Below are 21,147 nucleotides of genomic sequence, written 5' to 3' on the forward strand. Positions count from 1 at the left end.
AACAATTACCAATCGGGCTACTTTTTATAGAACGACAATCTGGAATTTTGTACTTGAAATTATTCAGTTTTAGAAATAATTAAATAAAGAATTATGCAAAAGAGGAAATTAGGAAATAGTGGATTGGAAGTTTCCGCATTGGGCTTTGGTTGTATGGGGTTAAACTTTTTGGATGGCAAAGGTCTTGATAAAAAGGAGTCCATCACACTGCTACGTAACGCAGTTGAAAGAGGGATTACATTTTTTGATACCGCAGAAGCTTACGGACCTTATACCAATGAAGAAATTGTGGGTGAAGCATTACAGCCTTATAGAAAAGATGTGGTGATCGCCACAAAATTTGGTTGTAAAGATGCCAGACCAGCAGTAGGTTTAGACAGCAGACCCGAAACCATCAGAGCTGTAACTGAAGCTTCTTTAAAAAGATTGAAAACAGATTACATTGATCTGCTTTATCAGCACAGGGTTGACCCTAATGTTCCGATAGAAGATGTTGCGGGAACAGTAAAAGACCTGATACAAGAGGGCAAAGTGAAATATTTCGGCTTATCGGAAGCCAGTGCTACAACCATTCGGAAAGCACATTCAATTCTACCTGTATCCGCATTACAAAGCGAATACTCTTTGTTTTGGCGTGAGCCAGAAGATGAAATCATACCCACTTTAGAAGCGTTAGGAATTGGTTTCGTTCCCTTCAGTCCTTTAGGAAAAGGCTTCCTCACAGGTACAATAAATTCAAAATTAGCGGATGTGGACCGCAGGAATGTCATTCCTCGTTTCAGCGAAGAAAACATAAAGGCCAATCTGGTTTTAGTGGAAGCACTTTCCGAAATTGCTCAACAAAAAAATGTAACGACCGGACAACTGGCATTGGCTTGGCTCTTAGCGCAAAAGCCTTGGATCGTATCCATCCCCGGGACTACAAAATTGCATCGTTTGGAAGAAAATATTGGCAGTACAACTATTGTATTAACAGCCGATGAACTTGCAAAAATTGATACAACCGTAAATGGAATTACCCTTGTGGGTAACCGCTATCCTGAATTTTTAGAAAAACAAATAGACAAATAAAAAGCTAACAGCAATGCAAAATATCAAAGGAAAAGTAGTTGCTATTACAGGTGCAAGCAGCGGAATGGGCAAAGCCATCGCCATAGAATTAGCAAAAAATGGTGCAAAGGTTGTTTTGGGTGCGAGGCGCACAGAACCATTGGAACAAATTGTTAAAGAAATTAAAAGCACAGGTGGTGAAGCCACCTGTGCTCAAATTGATGTAAAGAATAAAGCCGATTTAGTTCGTTTGGTTAATATAACTGTTGAGCTATACGGAAAATTAGATGTGATTGTAAACAACGCAGGTGTCAGTCAGTTAAGCCGCATTGACGAACTGGATATTGACGGTTGGGAGGAAATGATCGATATTAACCTCAAAGGGGTTTTGTATGGGATGGCGGCTGCAATTCCCATTTTCAAAAAACAACAATCGGGACATATCGTCAATATCATTTCCACTTCAGGAATAAAGATTGCGCCCATGCAGGGCGTTTACGCAGGAACTAAAAATGCCATTCGCACGATTGCAGAGGCATTTCGCCAAGAGTCAGACGGAAAAATACGCATTACAGGCATTTCGCCAGGATTTGTGAAAACAGATTTTGCGGACAACATCAAAAACGAAGAAATGAAAACAGCTATTAAACAAGGAATGGAACAGATTGCCATTAATCCGATAGCCATTGCCAATGCGGTGATTTATGCAGTAAGCCAACCCGAGGATGTTGAAATTGGCGATATTGTGATTCGCCCGTCAAAACAAAATTGATTAAGTTCGTAAACGAAAATGCAGCAACAATCTAACATCACTCACCTAAAAAGTATATCGCAATTGGTGCGTATCCTGGGATTTCCTTCGCCATTGCACCCATTGATTGCATTAGTTGATTATAATAATGTTTCGATTGAAATGTTTCCAAAAGGGCAAAAAGTAAGTCTCGATTTTTACAAAATTTCCTTTAAGCCAACCTTTACAGGGCAAATAAAATACGGACAAGGGTATTATGATTTTGAAGAAGGCGGATTGGCATTTTTGAAGCCTAGACAAATCGTTTTTTCACCGGAAGACACAGAAAGCTATGAAGGGATTGCTTTGTATTTCCATCCGGACTTTATCCGAAATTATCCATTAGGAAAAACAATCAATCAGTATGGATTTTTCTCCTACGGTGTTTCAGAGGCCTTATTTCTATCGGCAAAAGAAAAAGAAATTATAGCCAATTTATTTGCTACAATAACCAATGAATTGGATAACAACATTGACAGTTTCAGCCAGGATGTGTTGGTGTCGCAAATAGAATTGTTATTGAATTATAGCAATCGGTTTTACAACAGGCAATTTTTGACGAGGAAAGCCATCAACCACGACATCATCACTGCTTTGGATGAACTTTTAACCAGTTATTTTGAGGGAGAAAACAGCCTGAAAAACGGTTTGCCATCCGTGAAATATATCAGTACAGCGTTAAAGCTCTCGCAACGCTATTTGAGTGACATGTTGAGTTCATTAACAGGGCTCAACACACAACAATACATTCAGAATGCCATCATAGAAAAAGCTAAAGAAAAATTATCAACTACAAATCTATCCGTTTCGGAAATTGCTTATGAACTGGGCTTTGAGCATTCACAATCGTTTAGCAAACTTTTCAAAACAAAGACCAATGTTTCGCCTTTGGAGTTCAGACATTCGTTTAATTAAAGACGGCAGAAAGCAAATGAATAAAAGCTGCTTGCCACTAACATTCTGCATGATTTAGTGGTATAATAGCAATTTTAATCAGATCTTCTTTACTGATTCGATCTTAGTACGTCCGTGGTACAATCCTTCTCTAATACACTTAGAGCGGGTTGGTTTTTACCGATTTTGTAACATGCCGCTATCGCACGGAAAAGATAATTTTGGTTCAATCTCCGGCGGGGGAGATCTGGACGTACAAATGTCGAACCAAGTTACTGGTTTAATTTGTATAAATTATTCATTACCGCCTTTACACCAATAATGGTAAGGAGTGGGGCAATTACAGTTTGGGCCACGCCAGGCAATATTGGTTATTCCATGCTTTTAATACTTCGATGACAGGTAGCAAACTAAAGCCTAATTGAGTTAGTGCGTATTCCACCCTGGGAGGTGATTCTGCAAATGCGGTGCGGGAAATAATACCGTCACGTTCAAGTTCCCGGAGTTGCATTGTCAATGTTGCCTGAGCCACATTATCGAGTTTGCGACGGAGTTCTCCAAAGCGACCAACCTCATTATTTTTGACGAGTTCTAAGATCGGTAGTTTATACTTTCCTCTGAGTATGCGAAGTGTGTTGGTCACGGGACAGTTATTTTTGTCCTGGCCATCAATTTCCAAATTTGAATTTACCTGGTATTCACCATTAGTTTGTTTTTTCATACTAAGTATCATATTTATTCCTACTTGACAACGAGTTGTTATAAAGCCACCTTTGGCTTCAAATTAAGATAAAAAAAGCTTTTTTTAAATAATATATATGACATTTTTTACAATTGGCGATTTTAAAAAGATAATCGTTTTACTCATCCTTTCCGCTACTGTATTTCTGTCTGTACTTGATATCTTTATCGTCAACGTGGCGCTGCCTAGTATAGAGCGGGGGATCAAAGCAACGGGTGGCGACTTGCAGCTGGTTGTTGCGGCCTATCTGATGGCTTATGCCGCATTGATGATCTCTGCCAGTAAATTAGGGGATCGGCTGGGAAGAAAAAAAATATTGCTGGTAGGTTTGATTGGCTTTGGTATTAGTTCTCTTTTATGTGGATTGGTGGAAACACCCTTCCAGCTGATTATCATAAGAGCATTACAAGGAGCCTGTGGCGCATTGATGGTGCCCCAAGGGCTGGCGTTGCTGCAACAGCTGTTTACGACAGAAAAGGAGCGGTCTTGGGCATTGGGAATATATGGAAGCATAGCTGGAATAGCTTCTGTTTTGGGGCAATTACTTGGAGGATTACTACCAGCATGGTCAGTCAGTGTTAGCTTGTTTGGTGATGAAGGTGGCTGGAGGCTGATTTTTCTAATCAATGTTCCTATAACCATTTTGGTAACTTTTCTTACCATACTATATATTCCTAAAGTAGATAAGCTAAAATCAGAACGGTTTGATTACGTTGGTCTGTTCTTGCTGACCATCTTTTTACTCTCCCTGATATTTCCGCTGATCAGAGGCCGTGAAATGGGATGGCCGCTGTGGAGTATAATGATGTTAGGATTGTCCTTTCCGATATGGAAGCTTTTATGGTTTCAACAACGGGCTGTAAAGGATAAAGGATTTGATTCCCTGGTGAATTTTGACCTCTTTAAGAATATCACTTTTAAATTGGGTGTTGTACTGTCGCTATTTTACTTTATTGCTCAAGACTCTTACTTTTTAATCACAGGTTTCTTTTTGCAAAACGGATTAAGCGTGTCGTCTGTAAGTGTAGGTATTCTATTTGTATTTCAGGGCATAGGTTATGTTATCGGTTCATTCTTATCGGCCAGGTTGATTAAATTTTATGGAGAGGGCGTTATCAGCCTGGGCTTAATGATCATGATTTTTTCATTAATCGGACATCTGTTTGCTTTCAATAGCGGAAAAATAGGAGTACTGCAATTCATGTTGCTAGCGCTTTATGGTTTAGGATGTGGGAGTGTACTACCTTCTTTGCTTACACTGTCGCTAAAAAATATAGATATTAAGCATGCTGGCAGTGCATCAGGAATATATTCTACCGTGCAACAGACTGCAATAGCACTTGGGGTAGCACTTGTAGGAGGGCTTTTCTTTTATGTGTTGCAAGAAAGGATTTCTCCAGGCGCATTTATTGAAGCTTACAGGGCGGCAAGTTTTATGAATATCATTTTTTTGACGATAGTTCTTGGTATTTTGAAATGGTTTCCAAAAAATCAATTATAATAGTGACGGATAATATAGAAAGTAATCATACGATACCACTAATAGATATGAACGAACAATTAAAAAACGACTTAACTCATCTTGATAGTTTACTTGAAGCGGTAAAACTTCAGGGCCTTGGTTTTTTAGAAAAGATATCGGATAGGCCAACTTCAGTAACAGCAAGTTTCCCATCAGATGGAACCCTCAATGAAATTGGTTTAGGAGGTTTGACAACTTTAGAGGCTTTTAACAATAGATTTGAAAAGCTGCTCGTTGCATCGGCAGGGCCTAGATATTGGGGTTTTGTTATAGGTGGAGCAACGCCCGCAGCTATTGCCGGCGATTGGCTAACTACCATTTATGATCAGAATACCCAGGCTACACAAGGGCAGGGTGATCTTTCTGCGGTTATAGAAATGGAAACTATCAAATTGCTTTTAGACCTTTTTGATCTACCGAGAGATTTTATTGGCGGTTTTGTAACCGGTGCAACCATGTCTAACTTTACTTGCCTTGCCGTTGCCAGACAATGGCTGGGAAAGCAATTGGGTAAAGACTTTGCCAAGGACGGACTTACTGAAAGAATAAATATTTTAACAGCAACACCGCACTCCTCTACTTTAAAATCTTTGGCCATGTTAGGAATTGGTAGTAATAATTTGGACAAAGTAAAAGTTATGGAAGGAAACAGGGAAAGTATAGATATTGAAAATTTGGACTTAAGGATTAAAGCGCTAAATGGACAACCATTTATTCTAATCACCAGTGGTGGAACGGTGAATACTGTTGATTTTGATGACTTCCATGCCATATCAAAACTTAAGAAAAAGTATAATTTTTGGTGGCATATTGATGGTGCATTTGGTGCATTTGCTACTTGTTCTTCAAAACATAAACAGCTAATGTCTGGCTGGGAAAATGCTGATAGTATAGCTATCGACTGTCACAAATGGTTAAATGTGCCATATGACAGTGCCATTTTTTTAGTTAAGGAACAGTATAAAATTTTGCAGTTAGAAACGTTTCAAAATTCTAATGCTCCTTATTTAGGAGATCCAATGGAAAATTTTAGTTATATGAACTTTCTCCCCGAAAATTCAAGAAGGCTAAGGGCATTACCGGTATGGTTTTCATTAAGAGCTTATGGTAAAAAGGGTTATCAGGAAATTGTAGAAAATTCAATTGAAATGGCAAATTATTTTGGGCGATTTATAGAAAATAATCAGGCATTTGAATTGTTAGCACTAGTCCGGCTGAATACGGTTTGTTTTACCTTGTCTGGTGATGAAAACCAAGAGAAAGTGGCAGCTTTTTTAACTAATTTAAACGGTACAGGAAAGGTATTTATGACACCAACGCTGTATAACAATAAAAAAGGAATTAGGGCGGCATTTGTAAACTGGCGAACAACCGTAGCCGATATCGAGCTGGTAACAGCTGAAATGAGCAAACTTATCAAAACCTAAATCACGGCACTCTTACGGATGTTATTTTTGCAGGCTTGAAACGGTTGAGTTTCCATCCAATCATCAATCCGTTTTGGTTTGCTAATATCATTTATGCTGCTTTAGTTCTATCAATTGATTCATTCCTAACAGTTCTTATTAAGCGATGAGGTCTAATGTAAAAAAACACGTTGTGCACCTCGCTTCATCAAAAGCGGTATGATCTATCTCCAAAGTCTGTATTTATGCCGATAGCATTTTTACTGCTTATCTGATGGTTGAGCTTCGTTGAAACCTTTCATTTTGCTTAAACCAGCCAACAATATTGCAGCAACTTCATCCTGCAAGTGGGCTGGTTCTAAGATTTCTCCATGGTCAACGAATTTCATAAACCAGCGTACAAAAGATGTTGGATGTTCTGCACAGTCAAAATACATGGTTACTTCACTTTCACTGCTTTCCTCTGATAGGTAACCAAAGTTCTGCCGCTCCCAAAAAAGGTAATGTGCAAATTCGCGGTCTACTTTGATAACAATGCGAGTATTGTTCTTTGAAGAATCAATATTCCTGATCTCATCCAAAGGTGGATGTACCATGCTGAATGACTCTTGAGATAGGGAAACCTTTTTGATCCTGTCAAGTCTGAAATTCCTATAGTCCTTCCTCAGTTGGCAAAATGCAAGTACATACCAGAAACCGCTTTCATAAAACAGCCCTACAGGTTCAACACACCTGGAACTTGGCAATGTATCGCTACCTTTTATGTAGGATACAACTGCTATGATCCTATTCACAGTACTGCTTAAAAGGATATTAATTACGTTAGGCAAGTATTCCGATGAACTTGATTTTGGACTGATGTGCAATTTATTTTCAAACTCGACCAAGGTATTTTTCTGCTGCACCTGAAAGGAACTTTTTATTTTGATAAGCGCCGATTCGTAATGAAGTTTGATATATTGCGTTTCATGTTGCTGCATGATCTTTTCAGCCACCAACAGACTGAGCACTTCTTCATGAGTAAAGCGCGAAGGTGGTATACGATAGCCTTCTATCAAGGAATAACCTCGGCCAGGTTTATATCCAACAGGCACACCAGCTTCTTCCAGTGATTTGAGATCGCGGAAAATGGTTCGCCTGCTTATTGAAAATCGTTCTTCCAATTCGTCGATCGTGACCCATGATTTCGATTGCAGGATAAAGAACAATTGCAAAATGCGGTCGAAGCGTTTACTGATCTCCATGTAAATGTTAAGTTGAATGTATTGTTGGTAAATTTGGCTAAATTTAAGAATATCAGGGGCGGAACTGTTTTGGTATATTTTTTTCTAGGCAGAATTGGATTACATCTTTAATACGACTGGCTCTTGTTGCAGGCCGTTTTGCGAGCACGAGCCATTGGAGGATTCCCTTTTTAACTGTACGGCTCAAATTAGAAAAGAAAATTGCTGCCTCGGGCTGTTCAGCAAAAGCTAATTCCAGGTCTTTGGGTATAATCAATGCCTCCACTTCATCCAAGATCGTCCAACTTCCGTTTTGTTTCGCTATGTCGATGCAATATTTCCCTGCATCTGTAATTAAATTGGCTTCGAGCAAAACATTGACCTTATCCTTGTTTATTTTTGACCAGGTACTGTTTGGCTTCCGTTGACAAAAGTACTGCATGAACTTTTCGTCGTCAATTGGTTTGCCAATACTGTCAATCCAACCAAAACACAGTGCTTCATCAACCGCCTCGCTCCAATTAATAGTTGGGCGGCCTGTTTTCTTTTTATAAAAAATAACCCAGATAGACTTTTTAAGGGCATGGTTTTCTTTTAACCACGCCCTCCATTGACTCTTGTTTTCAGGATAAAATGTTTCCTGCTCCATCTCTAATTTCTTTTTTTTACAATTATTTCATGGCAAACAGGATCGTATTGACAATGACCATTCCCACAAGATGGTACATCCCTGTGATCATCCCGTAGAGAAACGGTTTTGGAATATTTGGATTGATTCCGATATTAACCGTATTCGTGAACAGGAAGCCAATACCAACGATCAGTGTAAACTGGATAGCCTCTCCGTAAGAACTTATATTCAGGGCATACATCAGCACTGTGCAACTTAAAGTGACTATCAATGCACAAATAGTTGGACCAATAATGTATATCGGTGCCTCACTGGCATTAACATGCGGATCCCTTCCAAGGGAAATGCGGTATGATTTTGGAAAAAGGAACAGGTACCATACTGTGCCTAAAATAACGTAGCCTAAGAAAGCTAACAGAACACTGAACCAGTTAATTGTTGTCAATACGTCGAACATAATCTGTAATTTAATTTTAATGATTGAATGATTTGACACAAAGAAAATAAGCGGGTCTGACAACTGTTTGGCACACCTAACATATTATTTTTTTCAGGCTATTATTTTTTATAGCATGCTAAATCTTTTAATACATGGAAGGGAATTCGAAATAATTGGCTGTTATGATATCTATAATTTGAAATTCAAGTGTTTTTAATGGAAATTAAATGCTGAATTTGTGAATTTATTGATGGGGTTATAAAATTCGTTTCAGATTTTCAATAACAAATCTATTGCCTTTAAAATTAAAGTCAGGTATAGTGATTATTTGTCTATTAAATTCATCGGGTAATGGAAAATAGCTCCGTTGATTTGCTTCTACCTTTTAAGAGGTTATCTCCAACTGAGGTTATGGTGTAGTTGTTGGGAAACTGAATTATTTTCGCCAAGTCTTCAGATAAAAGTAGATCAGCATTGAAATGATTACAAAGTCCCTGGATCCTTGCTGAAGTATTGAGTACATCGCCCGTAAAAATGATTTCTTTTTTAAGTGATCCGATTTCGCCGGTAGTTACCATACCGTAATGCAATCCTGCTTTAAAGCCTGGTAAACAACCGTATTTGCTGTTGTACTTTTTAGTTTCCTTCTCTAAAACTCGTTTCATAGCAAAGAAGCACTCGATGAAATTATTGTTTTTTAACCCATCTTTCAGCTTCCAGCTTATGATCATTTCATCTCCTGCATACTGATAAATCGTGCCAGCATAGTCAATAACGGCGCTGGAGAGGTCGAAGAAATATTCTCTTAACATTTCGAAGTACATGACATGGCCTAATTTTTCGGCTATCGTGGTTGATGACTTCATATCGAGAAACATAAATATCCTCTCTTCCTGCACGGGATGATGGTATGTTCCTAAAAAAAAGTTACGCAAAGTGCCTTGACCCAAACTATCGTTAAATTCTGAATAGAATTGGGTCATCACAATTATTGCGGCCATATAGAGCATCGTGCCGATCATTGAGGAGTCAGTTAAAAAGGCTAATGCTGGTGATGAAAGGGTTTTAAACGTATATCCTTTCTGTGTGTAAAGTGCATTAATTAGTGTAATGACAATAAGAAAGACGATTACGATGACGAGATAAATGAATGATTTAGACAGGATTTTTCTGGTGAAGCTCTTTTTGATAAACCACTTGCTGAAATAACCAATCTCCAGAATCCCGGTAAGTATTCCCATGAACATTCCAGCAGCAGGGATTGCGATTATACTTCTTACAAAGTTATAGGGAACACCAGTAGCTGGATAAGCGTTCAGATTGCCCAGAATACCTTTTTCCAATATGCAATAAACAAGGCTAAAAATAAACCACAATACTCCGAAAGGAATGACGCGTCCTATATTTCTTTTGGTTTTTGGTGACAGCATAGCGAATTTATTTAAACTCAGCTAAAAGACCTTTCCTAATTCATTATAAGTAAAAGGTAAGCTGGCAGGTTTAAATTACTGAAATCTACGAAAATATTTGTCAGTTGGCCAATATCCCTTAAGATATTGGCCATTTCCTGAATTTGTCAGGAGAGGCATCGGTAATGTATCGCTATTATTGAATTTTAGAGCGTCTGCATTCCAATTAAACATCAGTGCCTCCAATGCATTGAGGCAGTATAGCATTTAAGTGTGTAGTGATTGATTGGTAGTTAATCATGGTTTCATTAAATTTGATAAGGCAAACATAGCTTGCCAACGAAGGCCTGCATTGTAAGAAAACGAAGAAGGAATGGAACAAACAGATATAAACGAAGCGTTATTTTTGGTAGAAGCTCTTTTGGAAGAGATCATCAATAGCTTTTATCACACGTTTGTTGCTTCTGACGGTGAACCCATCACGAGGCTTGTTTGTCCAAATCTGGAAATAATGTTGGTTATTAACTTTGGAATTCCAGTACGCGGTATTAAAACAGCATAAATCTATTATATGCAGCTAGGCCAGGAGTGAGGTCTCTGTATTTTTATTTTTCTCCTTTTCAATTTTCTTATCTCCCCATTCCTTTAAATAAGTGATGAATGGAATAAGTTCGAAACCAGTTTCTGACAATGAATATTCTACCATAGGTGGCACCTGATGATAAACTTTTCTGATAATTAAATCATCTTTTTCCAATTCTCTGAGCGTTTGTGTTAGCATTTTAGTGGTTACATCTGCTAAAATTCTTCCTAACTCTCCAAAACGTATAATTTTATGTTCATTTAAAGACCATAAAATCCTGCCTTTATATTTCCCACCGATTCTTCTAAATGCATAATCAACTGAACAGGTTGGTGAATCAGAACATTTCCTCGTCATTTTTGCCATTATAATAATATTAAAGCATTGGTAATCAGTTTACCTACTTTTTAGTAGCTAAGCTACTAAAAAGTAGGTACTTTCTACAAAGATACATACAATATACATTTGTGACTAACTAAAGTTTGATCACATGACATTGAAATTAAAAGACAAAGTTGCCGTGGTAACCGGGGCATCAAAAGGAATTGGCGCAGGTATCGCCAAGGCATATGCATCAGCAGGAGCGAAAGTAGTGGTGAATTATGCTAAAGACAGCTCCAGCGCTGAAAAAGTTGTAAATCATATTATTGGGCTTGGTGGCAAAGCCATTGCTGTGCAGGCGGATGTTTCAAAACCTGCAGATGTTGAAAGGCTATTCGAGCAAGCCATAGCGGCCTTTGATAAAGTGGACATCCTGGTCAACAACGCAGGTATTTATGATGTGGTGATGCTGGAAGCACTTACCATTGAGGTTTTACAGGCCAATATCAATACGAATCTAATCGGCACTATCCTTTGTGCACAAAAAGCTGCTGAGGTAATGGGGACAGATGGTGGTAACATTATCAATATCAGTTCTACTGTAAGTATCAATCCTATGCCCGGCACACTCATTTATGCGGCAACAAAAGCGGCTGTAGACAATGTAACCAAAGTGCTTGCGAAAGAGCTGGGGACGAAAAAGATAAGGGTGAATACGATATCACCTGGTATCACTGAAACAGAAGGCGCTCATGAGCAGGGATTTATGGGTGGCGAGTGGGAAGCGCAATTGGTTAAACAGGTTCCCCTGGGTAGGATTGGACAGCCTGACGACATTGCCAAAGTTGCTGTTTTCTTAGCATCTGATGATGCTGGATGGGTGACAGGTGAAAGAATACAAGTAGCCGGTGGACAAATCTAAAATCGATTAGCGAGATGAATTTATTACTGAAAGACAAAGTGGCGGTGATTACGGGATCGTCGCAAGGTATTGGCGCAGGAATTGCAAAGGCATTTGCTAATCAGGGTGCTAAGGTTGTGATTAACTATCTGTCAAATCATCTTAAAGCTGGTGAGCTAGTTGATGAAATAATTGAACATGGTGGAAAAGCAATTGCAGTTAAGGCTGATATTGCTGAACCATCAGATATCACACAGCTTTTTGAAACTACCATCGATGCATTTGGAAGGTTAGATATCCTTGTCAATAATACAGGTATACTGGAATTCGAAGTCCTTGAAACCATCACTCCAGAAAATTTGCAAGCCCAGATCAACACTAATTTGATAGGAACCATACTGGCTACACAAAAGGCTGCGGCTTTAATGGCGACAGATGGCGGAAGTATCATCAACATCAGCGCTACGACAAGTATTAATCCTTTACCGGGAACACTTGTGTTTTCTGCAACAAAAGCTGCGATTGATAACATCACTAAAGTGCTGTCAAAAGAACTGGGGCCTAGAAATATAAGAATCAACACGATTGCTCCGGGTATGACCGAAACAGAAGGTTCACATGAAAAAGGGATCATAGGCAGCGCATTCGAAAAACAAAATATTTCAATCACTCCGCTGGGGCGTATTGCGCAACCTGAAGATATTGCCAAAGTAGCGGTTTTTCTGGCGTCTGATGATGCGGCATGGGTAACGGGCGAAAGAATCCAGGTTTCTGGTGGACAATTATAAAATAAATTAAATATTAATATGAAACTTATAGATAAAGTAGCAGTGATTACTGGATCATCAAAGGGTATCGGTGCTGGAATTGCTAAAGAATACGCAAGAGAAGGTGCTAAGGTAGTGGTCAATTATTCATCAAGTAAAGAATCAGCAGATAGTGTTGTCGAGGAGATCACCCGAAATGGTGGAACCGCTATTGCCGTGCAGGCAGATATTTCAAAAATTGCGGATATAAAGAGACTTTTTAAGGAGGTGAATAATGCTTTTGGCAGATTGGATATATTAGTTAACAATGCAAGTGTATGGAAGTATGAAATGTTAGCGGATGTGAGTGAAGAGACTTTCCAGTTACAGATAACCACAGGCCTTATGGCGCATATCTTTTGTGCGAAAGAAGCGGTAGCGATGTTTGGTGAAGGTGGTGGAAGCATTATAAACTTAAGTTCTACCATTAGCTTGAACCCTATTCCCGGTACATTAATTTACTGCGCCGTTAAGGCAGGTGTTGACAGTATAGCAAAAACACTGGCTAAAGAACTTGGGCCTAAAAATATAAGGGTGAATACCATTGCTCCGGGTATGACAGAATCAGAAGGTTCTACTGCGGATGGCAGACCAGGAAGTGCTATGGAAAAATATTTTCTTGATCAGACACCTTTGGGCCGCATTGGCTTGCCGATAGATATTGCTAAAGTTGCAGTTTTTCTGGCTTCTGATGATGCTGGCTGGGTTACTGGTGAAAGAATTACTGTGTCCGGTGGTTTATTGTAATTGCTTAACCTTTCTGAAATGTATTTTTCATGGTACATTTTAGAAAGGTTATTCTTTATCTCTTAAATGTTCTGGATAGTTTATTGTGCTGATTGGTGAGAACACCATAAGTGTTCGGAAGATTATAATTTGTCAATTGAAAACTGCTATTGAAAGGTTAACCACCCCCTGCCCCCTCCTAAATTAGGAGGGGAGTTCCCCTCATAGCTGTATAATATAAACTACTATTAATCTTCCGAACAACTGAGGTAAGAACACCAACCAGTGGGTAATTATAAACTTACATCCGGAACTAATAATATCTAAATACATTATTTACCTCATGTACAGACTTAGGGCGCTAATTTTATTGGTGCCCCGGCTATAAAACCAAACCATTTCGAACCTAAATTCATTATATTTGAGTAATTACAGGTGTAGATATGATAAAGTTAAATATAAAAATTATACTGGTAATTGGGATATCATTATCACTGCTAATTTCCTGTAGAGAAGACAGCACGGACTGGACCGATGGCCTTTGTGGGATATATGTAGCCTCAAAAAAAGGATTTTGGTTAGAGGTTAATTCAGATAATGTAAAGGTAGATGACATCTCCTTTTATTTTAAAAATAAAAAAATAATACCCCAGAGAAGAGAAACTGGAGTCGGTAGCGTGAGTTTTTTACTTAAATTAAACTTGAAACTTAGGGATACCTTATCATTTAGATATGGGAAAAAAGATTATAAAATCTATAACTTTTCGAATTTAAAAGAAACGGTAATTGACGGGTCTAACCACGAAAGAATTACTATTTGCCGTGTCTCTACTGCTGAAATTAATGGCATTAAAATCCAGGATGTCCATAACAATATTTTAAGCGTGGAGGTTGATTAGATGAATTTAACTGCTTCATTTAGTATGTATTACATCAGGATCGCGATATTTAGCATTGTGTTTTTTTTACTGGTTTTTGCAACTACTTATTTTTCGATGCGGATTTTTATGTACCAGCCAGCTTCAAGTTGCCTGGACTGCTCTTATTTGAAAGATACGTTCTTCTTCTCCCTGTTTTCTTTACTGATTATTCCTTTTGTTTTACTGATCCTGGATAAAGCGAAAATAAGTAAAACCCTATTCTTATTGATTATTTCAGTAGTCTTTCTGTTAATCGCATTTATAAATAATTTCAATCTGTTTAAAGACAGGGTATCTTCATGGAGTTCATATAGTACGAAAGATGAAATCGTGGCGACGATAGCTCAATCCTATCTGTATATGGTAACAGGATGTATTGTTACTCTTCTTATTTTTTATAAAATGTATGGGAGAGATAAACCTTAATCCAATCTTTATTGAACTCGATAAACGATTTATAAAACTTTCAATTTAAATCTTGGATTATTTGCTGAATAAGTGCTACAAAGTTTTCTAATTATTTAAAGTATGCCTGCTTATTTTTTCACGATACAATTATTCGGATAGTTTATAATGCGATAATAAAAAAACCTTGGTTTTCTGCAAGTATGCTAAAGCCCTGATCATTTCAAGTTTTTGGCTTCAGATAGAACTGGTTAATGCTAATTCAAAATCTAACCGTTTTATTTTATATTTAACCTGTACTTTAGTATAAACCATGCTACATATTATAGGAATTGTCATTTCTTTATTTCTTTCTGTGCTGCTTTTTACCAAACGAGGTAAATCCAGTGCAGATCTGGTATTGGCTTTTTGGCTCTTTCTGATTTCTTTACACCTATTTTGTTATTATTTACTTGCATCAAATAAATTTCTGGAATTTCCGTACTTCTTAGGTCTTGAAATCGCCATGCCACTGCTCCATGGCCCATTTTTCTTTTGGTATACCACTTTGTTAACTGGAAAGAAGATCCGTAAATCATACTTTTCTTTTCATTTTCTTCCTCCAGCATTAGTTTATATTGCTTTGTCAAAATTCTTTTGGTTATCAGTAGCTGAAAAAATATTTATTTATGAAAATAATGGTGTTGGTTATTTAGGCCTTTTAAAAATCATCCATTTTGCAATTTTGCCTTCTGGTATCATCTATATCATCATGTCGATTGCTCTGATCGGAGAACATCGCAAAAATATTTCAAACTTAGTTTCTCATCTGGAGATCAATCTGAATTGGTTAAGAAATCTGATGATCGGGATGTGTATGATCTGGTTATCTATTCTGTTTGGCAATGATATTTTTACTTTTACATTGGTAGATCTGTATATCTTGTTTATCGGCTATTTTGGCATTAAACAAGTGGGGATGTTTACCAACAAGGTTATTCCTTTGCCTGCTAACCATTTGGATATGGGGTTATTAGGTGCCAGTGAAGATATACCTTTAAGATCTGCCAAGGTAAAATATGAAAAATCGGTGATAGGGGATAGGTTCTCGTCAGAAATACATTTTCAGGTTACGCAACTAATGCAGCAAGAAAAGTTGTTTAAAGATCCAGATCTGGGCTTGAATGAGCTTGCAGAACAATTGAAGATCCATCCAAATGCTTTATCTCAGGTCATTAATACATTAGAGAATAAAAACTTCTATGATTATATCAATGAACTTAGAGTTGAAGAGTTTAAGTGCATTTTGATGCAGCCAGAAAATCAAAAATTTACCCTATTAGCCCTGGCATATGAAGTTGGCTTCAATTCTAAAACTTCCTTTAATAGAAATTTCAAAAAGAAGACTGGATTGTCGCCGACTGCTTATTTAAAGCAGCAGAAGATCCATCTCCAAGCCACAATCTAGGCTATAATAGGTGCCACCTTACAAAGTGGAACCATTTTTATCTTCATAGTTTACATTTTTGTTGAAATAATATTTGGGCATGCTGTATCTGCAAAGCTCATTCATTTAACAAGGTGTGCTGACATGAAAAAAAAGATCTTTTGGGTATTATTTGGCTTTTTCTCTATTACTATTGGCTTATATCCACTTAAGTATTTCTTAATCAATGGAAAGGTTGGCATACTGAATGCTAAACCAGAATGGCTTTTAAGTCATGTCGTCTGGTATATTGCATTTTATATACATATTGTTTTAGGAGGGGTTTCATTATTGGTGGGTTGGCTTCAATTTAGCACCAAACTTCGGTTGAGAAATGTCAAAATACACCGATGCATCGGGAAGATTTATGTGGTTTCGGCTTTATTCAGTTCCTTTTCTGGCTCTTATATTGCACTATTTGCAGATGGAGGTTTCTGGTCATCCCTCGGATTTAGCTGCTTGGGTATTATCTGGTTTTTTACCACCTTAATGGCCTACTTAACCATTTGGAATCAACAGATTGTTAAACATCAGGTATTGATGACTTACAGTTATGCGGCTTGTTTTGCCGCTGTAACACTAAGAATCTGGCTGCCTATTTTGATTTTAATCATTGGCAACTACAACACGGCTTATATTATTGTGGCTTGGTTGTCGTGGATCCCAAATCTGCTCGTTGCCTATTTAATCACAAATAAATTAACCCGAAAAAGTAAGTAAGAGGAGATTTTGAAGATTGCTGTAAAGGTTTAAAAGCACCCCCTCAAAGATTAAGAAATCATAAATTCGTAGCCTATCTGCTGACAAGGATATTCTTACTTAGACCCTTCTCTTATAAAAATATAATCAATGCTCTCCCTATTACCTGAGATCACTGCTTTAACATGATTACCGCTGCGTTTATAGGTTATCTTTTTTGGAAAATCGTGCGCTGGGTTTTCACATGTAAAGCCATTATTATCTATTGCGGTTAGCTTAAAGTATACGGGCTTTTTATCCCCTGTTAATTTCACCACATAAAAAATATCAACTCCTTTTACAATGAATTCCAGTTCCTCTATAAAAATTACTTCATTTCCTTTAAGTGTTACCCCTTTACCGCTGAGTTTCAAATCGGAAATTTTATTCCAGGTTTCATAACCGGAATGTCCTGCATCAGAGTTAGTTCGGATCCACTTTCCTGTTAGCCATTCCAATTTTTTAAATTTCTGTTTGTTGCTTTCCTGTGCATTGCTGGTATGTATGCATAAAAGCAAGGGAATAAGAAGGAGTAGTTTTTTAGTGCTCATTTTGTTTTTTTTATCAAAAATAAGTTTGTCTTCCTTTATGGTATTGTAAAAATCCGACTTTGGTTACAATTTATTTAAAAAGAAGTTTGCCATGTTCTTTTCCTCAAAAAAGTAGGATGAAGGGTCTTCGCCTGTAAAAGCTTTAAAATTTTGAATAAAATGAGATTGATCGTAATACCCAGATTGATATACAATTTCTGTCCAGCTATTTTTTTTTGATTTAATTAATTCAAAAATATAGTTGAACCGGATAATCCGGGCATAGTATTTTGGAGGAAGGCCGATATATTTTTTAAACAAGCGTTCCAACTGTCGTTCGCCAATGCTGGCCATTGCTGTCATTTCTGTTACAGTAACTAAGCCATTGGAACTAAATATAAGTTCTAGTGTCCCTTTTAAGGGGTTTGATGAAGCATTCTGAATAAGTGAAACTAAATATTCGTCTAGAATTTTCTTAATCAGGTGCTCCTGTATATTGCTACCAATATTTACACATGACAGTATTTTTTCTTTTAATTGTTTAAGTTCTGAATTTTGGAAGGAATCCAGATCGACAATTTTATCCACATACTGATCCATATGGAAACCAAATAACTGGGTTAAAGCTGCAGGTTTAAATTTAACGGCTACAGAACCGGTAGTACCTGTATTTTGAAGATAAAAAAAAGTTTTGAGTTGCCCTGCGAGTAAGTTTGGAGATTGTAAATTCCAGTCTCCACTAATTTTGGATTTATAAACGTCTCTGTAATTGAAAATTATTTCAGTAAAACCATCGGGAATAATCTTTTCTATTATTGGTACTTCATCATCACTGTACATCATCCAGTAACATTCGATAAATTCATCTAAATCAGGATGTGGCAGAATTCTGGTAAAGTCCATTTCACTCGTTTTGAAATCTTAAGATAGATAATTGGTTTTTAAAAATAAAATTAGCTATCCTTTATTGACTTTTACCTATAAACTTCAGGTTTCATCTGTTAATTTTTATTTCTGACCAATTGATATAAAATACCTCAAGTACTTGTGGTCTATCATTACATAAAACTTAGTCATCTGAAAATGTTCTATTTTAATGTGGCAGCTTGTTTTTTATTACACCGTATAAAAATGTTCCTAAGAGTGCGCCCAAAATAACCACGGCCATCCCGGCGTATCCACTGCCCAGATTAACAAACATAGGTCCCGGACAAGCACCAGTTAGCGCCCAGCCTAAACCAAAAATAATTCCCCCAATCAGGTATTTGCGGTACGCTTTGTCTTTATCATGAAAGACGATCGGATTTCCATATAGATCATTGACCTTAAATTTTTTAATAAGGGATACAGCGATTACGCCAAGTATAACTGCAGTGCCGATAATTCCATACATATGGAAAGACTGAAAACGGAACATTTCTTGTATTCTGTACCAAGAAACAGCTTCAGATTTAGTCATGATGATGCCGAAAAGTGTTCCGGCTAAAATATATTTAATGAATTTCATTGTTATGGGTTTAAAAGATGAATGGCATGATCAGGAAAGTCATGATGAGGCCTCCTACAAAAAAACCAATTACCGCAACCAGTGAAGGTAGCTGCAGGTTGGAGAGACCTGATATGGCATGGCCTGATGTACATCCACCTGCATAACGGGAGCCAAAGCCTACAAGGAGTCCTCCGGCAAGTAGGATGCAGAGCGTTTTTAAGTCTTTCATGGCCTCAAGTGAGAAGAGGTCAGTTGGATTTAAGCCACCATCAAATTTTACACCCAATTGTTTCAAATCAGCTATTGTTGCTTCGGAAAGCTTCATTGGAGTTGTTTCACTTAGGTAATGTGTTGCGATAAACCCGCCTAAAATAGAACCTGCTAAGAACATTAGGTTCCAGACTTGGTCTTTCCACTCAAAGTCGAAGAATTTTACCTTTTTTCCTGCTCCTGCCATACTGCACATGGTGCGAAGGTTAGCAGAGAAACCAAAAGACTTGCCAAAAAAGAGCAATATCAACATGATCATTACGATCATTGTTCCCGAGAAATACCAAGGCCATGGTTGTTTAATGAAATCAATCATAATGTTTTTAATGAAATGTTAACGAAGGTACTTTTGTGTAAGAATTTATAATTAATATTTTTTATTAAAGATAAGCAGGTTTAGTTTTTAACTGTGCCTAACGTGTTGCGCTAATTTATTTTAGGGTACTCGGACATACAAAAGTAGTGGTAGGGATGTGGCTATTTTCTTTAATGGCTTTAAAACCACCTTCCACATCAATCAGGTTATGATATCCTCTTGCTCTCATGATGGAGTTGAAAATTACAGATCGGTAACCACTGGCACAATGAACAAAGTAAGTTTTATTCTTGTCAATCCCTTCAACGTTTTCGTTAATATAGTCCAAAGGAAGGTTGATCGCTTCTTCAACATGCTCGCTTAAAAACTCATTTGCTTTTCTAACATCCAAAATTGTTACTTCTGTCGTTTGCATCATTTCTGCCAATTTTTCTGCAGAAATGGATTTTATTTCGTCCGTTTCTTTGTCAGCGTTTTTCCAGGAAGTAAAACCTCCAGCTAAATAACCTATTGCGCCATCAAAGCCCACTCTGGATAATCTGGTCACTACTTCCTCGTTTCTTTCCTCATCTGTTATGAGTAAAATGGGCCGCTTAATATCGGGTATAAGTGTTCCTACCCAAGGTGCAAAATTTCCATCTATACCAATATTGATTGCATTTGGAATAAAGCCTTTTACAAAAACCTGGGGATCTCTGGTATCTAAAATTACTGCTCCGGTTTCATTTGCCATTTGCTCAAAAGCCTCTGGGCTTAAAGCGTGCATGCCTCGTTCCATCACCTTCTCAAAACTGTCGTAACCATGAATGTTCATCATTACATTTTCTGGGAAATAAGCGGGTGGGGGAAGCAATCCATCGGTAACCTCCTTAATAAATTCATCTTTAGACATATCAGCCCGCAATGCATAGTTGGTCTTTTTCTGGTTGCCTAAAAGGTCTGTGGTTTCCTTGCTCATATTTTTTCCACATGCGCTACCTGCTCCATGAGCGGGATAAATGATAATGTCGTCGCTCAGGGGCATGATTTTATTTCGCAAAGAATCAAATAGATATCCTGCCAGCATCTCGCTGGTGAGGTCTTTAACAAGTTTCTGTGCCAAATCAGGTCGGCCAACATCGCCTATAAAAAGGGTATCGCCCGAGAAAAGCGCTATTTCTTTACCTTGTTCGTTGCTAAGCAAAAAACAGGTGCTTTCCATCGTGTGCCCTGGTGTATGAAGGACTTTAATTTTTATGCTTCCAAGCTGTAAAATTTCCTCGTCCTTTGCCGCGTAAAAATCGAAATCGGGTTTCGCATTGGGACCATATACAATCCTGGCTCCGCTTTCTTTTGCAAGATCAAGATGGCCTGATACAAAATCTGCATGGAAGTGTGTTTCAAGTACATATTTAATTTTTGCGCCACTCTTTTTAGCACGCTCCAAATAGGGCTTTACCTCACGAAGCGGATCTATAATAGCGGCCTCTCCATTGTTCTCGATATAGTAGGCACCCTGTGCCAAACATCCGGTATAAATCTGTTCTATAATCATGATGATCAGGTTAATATTTCAAAATTAATGCTTTATG

At 37.7% G+C, this 21,147-nt stretch carries 23 protein-coding genes; 12 read left to right on the forward strand and 11 right to left on the reverse strand.

All coding sequences use genetic code 11. From position 1 onward, the window contains the following. The first annotated feature begins 93 nt into the window (after nucleotides 1–93). From EV200_RS02670 to EV200_RS02680, 3 genes are read left to right on the forward strand one after another with little or no spacing between them, the layout of a single operon-like run. Nucleotides 94–1,071: an aldo/keto reductase gene (locus tag EV200_RS02670; protein ID WP_132529254.1), complete on the forward strand. Its 978-nt coding sequence runs from the start codon at nucleotides 94–96 to the stop codon at nucleotides 1,069–1,071. Between the two features lie 13 nt (nucleotides 1,072–1,084). After that, on the forward strand, nucleotides 1,085–1,822 hold the full coding sequence (locus tag EV200_RS02675) for an SDR family oxidoreductase (protein WP_132529255.1): 738 nt from the start codon (nucleotides 1,085–1,087) through the stop codon (nucleotides 1,820–1,822). An 18-nt stretch (nucleotides 1,823–1,840) separates the two neighbouring features. Further along, the gene (locus EV200_RS02680; RefSeq protein ID WP_132529256.1) at nucleotides 1,841–2,755 is read left to right on the forward strand and encodes a helix-turn-helix domain-containing protein; all 915 of its coding nucleotides are present in this window, start codon (nucleotides 1,841–1,843) and stop codon (nucleotides 2,753–2,755) included. Between the two features lie 319 nt (nucleotides 2,756–3,074). On the opposite strand, the gene EV200_RS02685 is transcribed toward EV200_RS02680, so the two are convergent. After that, complete coding sequence (locus EV200_RS02685) at nucleotides 3,075–3,455, reverse strand: winged helix-turn-helix transcriptional regulator (RefSeq protein WP_132529257.1); 381 nt, start codon at nucleotides 3,453–3,455, stop codon at nucleotides 3,075–3,077. Nucleotides 3,456–3,552: 97 nt separating this feature from the next. On the opposite strand from EV200_RS02685, the gene EV200_RS02690 reads away from it, so the two are divergent. Next, nucleotides 3,553–4,977 (forward strand): MFS transporter, encoded by a 1,425-nt coding sequence (locus EV200_RS02690; protein ID WP_132529258.1) that lies wholly within the window; start codon nucleotides 3,553–3,555, stop codon nucleotides 4,975–4,977. A 47-nt stretch (nucleotides 4,978–5,024) separates the two neighbouring features. After that, nucleotides 5,025–6,425, forward strand: coding sequence for a pyridoxal phosphate-dependent decarboxylase family protein (locus EV200_RS02695; RefSeq protein WP_132529259.1), 1,401 nt, complete (start codon nucleotides 5,025–5,027; stop codon nucleotides 6,423–6,425). Nucleotides 6,426–6,664: 239 nt separating this feature from the next. Here EV200_RS02695 and EV200_RS02700 read toward each other — a convergent pair whose 3' ends face one another. From EV200_RS02700 to EV200_RS02715, 4 genes are all read right to left on the reverse strand, one after another. Next, on the reverse strand, nucleotides 6,665–7,648 hold the full coding sequence (locus tag EV200_RS02700; RefSeq protein ID WP_132529260.1) for a helix-turn-helix transcriptional regulator: 984 nt from the start codon (nucleotides 7,646–7,648) through the stop codon (nucleotides 6,665–6,667). Nucleotides 7,649–7,700: 52 nt separating this feature from the next. After that, nucleotides 7,701–8,276 carry a YdeI/OmpD-associated family protein gene (locus EV200_RS02705; protein WP_132529261.1) on the reverse strand — a complete coding sequence of 192 codons (576 nt, stop codon included), beginning with the start codon at nucleotides 8,274–8,276 and terminating at the stop codon, nucleotides 7,701–7,703. A 22-nt stretch (nucleotides 8,277–8,298) separates the two neighbouring features. Then, nucleotides 8,299–8,715 (reverse strand): DUF1761 domain-containing protein, encoded by a 417-nt coding sequence (locus EV200_RS02710; RefSeq protein ID WP_132529262.1) that lies wholly within the window; start codon nucleotides 8,713–8,715, stop codon nucleotides 8,299–8,301. Nucleotides 8,716–9,038: 323 nt separating this feature from the next. Further along, nucleotides 9,039–10,127 carry an adenylate/guanylate cyclase domain-containing protein gene (locus EV200_RS02715; RefSeq protein ID WP_132529263.1) on the reverse strand — a complete coding sequence of 363 codons (1,089 nt, stop codon included), beginning with the start codon at nucleotides 10,125–10,127 and terminating at the stop codon, nucleotides 9,039–9,041. Between the two features lie 352 nt (nucleotides 10,128–10,479). Here EV200_RS02715 and EV200_RS02720 point away from each other — a divergent pair, with 352 nt between their 5' ends. Continuing rightward, nucleotides 10,480–10,668, forward strand: coding sequence for a hypothetical protein (locus tag EV200_RS02720; protein WP_132529264.1), 189 nt, complete (start codon nucleotides 10,480–10,482; stop codon nucleotides 10,666–10,668). Between the two features lie 15 nt (nucleotides 10,669–10,683). Here the strand turns inward: EV200_RS02720 and EV200_RS02725 are convergent, their stop codons facing one another. Next, nucleotides 10,684–11,046, reverse strand: a complete 363-nt coding sequence (locus EV200_RS02725) for a winged helix-turn-helix transcriptional regulator (protein ID WP_229676698.1) — start codon at nucleotides 11,044–11,046, stop codon at nucleotides 10,684–10,686. 133 nt (nucleotides 11,047–11,179) lie between these two features. Between EV200_RS02725 and EV200_RS02730 the strand changes: the two genes are divergently transcribed. From EV200_RS02730 to EV200_RS02755, 6 genes are all read left to right on the forward strand, one after another. Then, nucleotides 11,180–11,932: an SDR family NAD(P)-dependent oxidoreductase gene (locus EV200_RS02730; RefSeq protein WP_132529266.1), complete on the forward strand. Its 753-nt coding sequence runs from the start codon at nucleotides 11,180–11,182 to the stop codon at nucleotides 11,930–11,932. Nucleotides 11,933–11,946: 14 nt separating this feature from the next. Beyond that, nucleotides 11,947–12,699: an SDR family NAD(P)-dependent oxidoreductase gene (locus EV200_RS02735; RefSeq protein ID WP_132529267.1), complete on the forward strand. Its 753-nt coding sequence runs from the start codon at nucleotides 11,947–11,949 to the stop codon at nucleotides 12,697–12,699. Nucleotides 12,700–12,717: 18 nt separating this feature from the next. Next, nucleotides 12,718–13,464 (forward strand): SDR family NAD(P)-dependent oxidoreductase, encoded by a 747-nt coding sequence (locus tag EV200_RS02740; RefSeq protein WP_132529268.1) that lies wholly within the window; start codon nucleotides 12,718–12,720, stop codon nucleotides 13,462–13,464. 422 nt (nucleotides 13,465–13,886) lie between these two features. After that, on the forward strand, nucleotides 13,887–14,342 hold the full coding sequence (locus EV200_RS02745; RefSeq protein ID WP_132529269.1) for a hypothetical protein: 456 nt from the start codon (nucleotides 13,887–13,889) through the stop codon (nucleotides 14,340–14,342). A 739-nt stretch (nucleotides 14,343–15,081) separates the two neighbouring features. Further along, on the forward strand, nucleotides 15,082–16,215 hold the full coding sequence (locus EV200_RS02750) for a helix-turn-helix domain-containing protein (RefSeq protein ID WP_132529270.1): 1,134 nt from the start codon (nucleotides 15,082–15,084) through the stop codon (nucleotides 16,213–16,215). A 123-nt stretch (nucleotides 16,216–16,338) separates the two neighbouring features. After that, a complete protein-coding gene (locus EV200_RS02755) occupies nucleotides 16,339–16,953 on the forward strand; it encodes a DUF2306 domain-containing protein (protein WP_132529271.1) in 615 nt (204 codons plus the stop codon). Between the two features lie 95 nt (nucleotides 16,954–17,048). On the opposite strand, the gene EV200_RS02760 is transcribed toward EV200_RS02755, so the two are convergent. From EV200_RS02760 to EV200_RS02780, 5 genes are all read right to left on the reverse strand, one after another. Further along, a complete protein-coding gene (locus EV200_RS02760) occupies nucleotides 17,049–17,522 on the reverse strand; it encodes a DUF6265 family protein (protein WP_132529272.1) in 474 nt (157 codons plus the stop codon). Between the two features lie 63 nt (nucleotides 17,523–17,585). After that, a complete protein-coding gene (locus tag EV200_RS02765; RefSeq protein WP_132529273.1) occupies nucleotides 17,586–18,404 on the reverse strand; it encodes a helix-turn-helix domain-containing protein in 819 nt (272 codons plus the stop codon). A 190-nt stretch (nucleotides 18,405–18,594) separates the two neighbouring features. Next, on the reverse strand, nucleotides 18,595–19,008 hold the full coding sequence (locus EV200_RS02770) for a DUF6691 family protein (protein ID WP_132529274.1): 414 nt from the start codon (nucleotides 19,006–19,008) through the stop codon (nucleotides 18,595–18,597). Nucleotides 19,009–19,018: 10 nt separating this feature from the next. Next, entirely contained in the window at nucleotides 19,019–19,576 is a 558-nt protein-coding gene (locus EV200_RS02775; protein WP_132529275.1) for a YeeE/YedE family protein, read from the reverse strand. 115 nt (nucleotides 19,577–19,691) lie between these two features. Beyond that, nucleotides 19,692–21,110, reverse strand: coding sequence for an MBL fold metallo-hydrolase (locus EV200_RS02780; protein WP_132529276.1), 1,419 nt, complete (start codon nucleotides 21,108–21,110; stop codon nucleotides 19,692–19,694). Between the last annotated feature and the right edge of the window lie 37 nt (nucleotides 21,111–21,147).

It is taken from the genome of Pedobacter psychrotolerans (assembly GCF_004340665.1).
GTDB classification, from domain to species: Bacteria; Bacteroidota; Bacteroidia; order Sphingobacteriales; family Sphingobacteriaceae; genus Pedobacter; species Pedobacter psychrotolerans.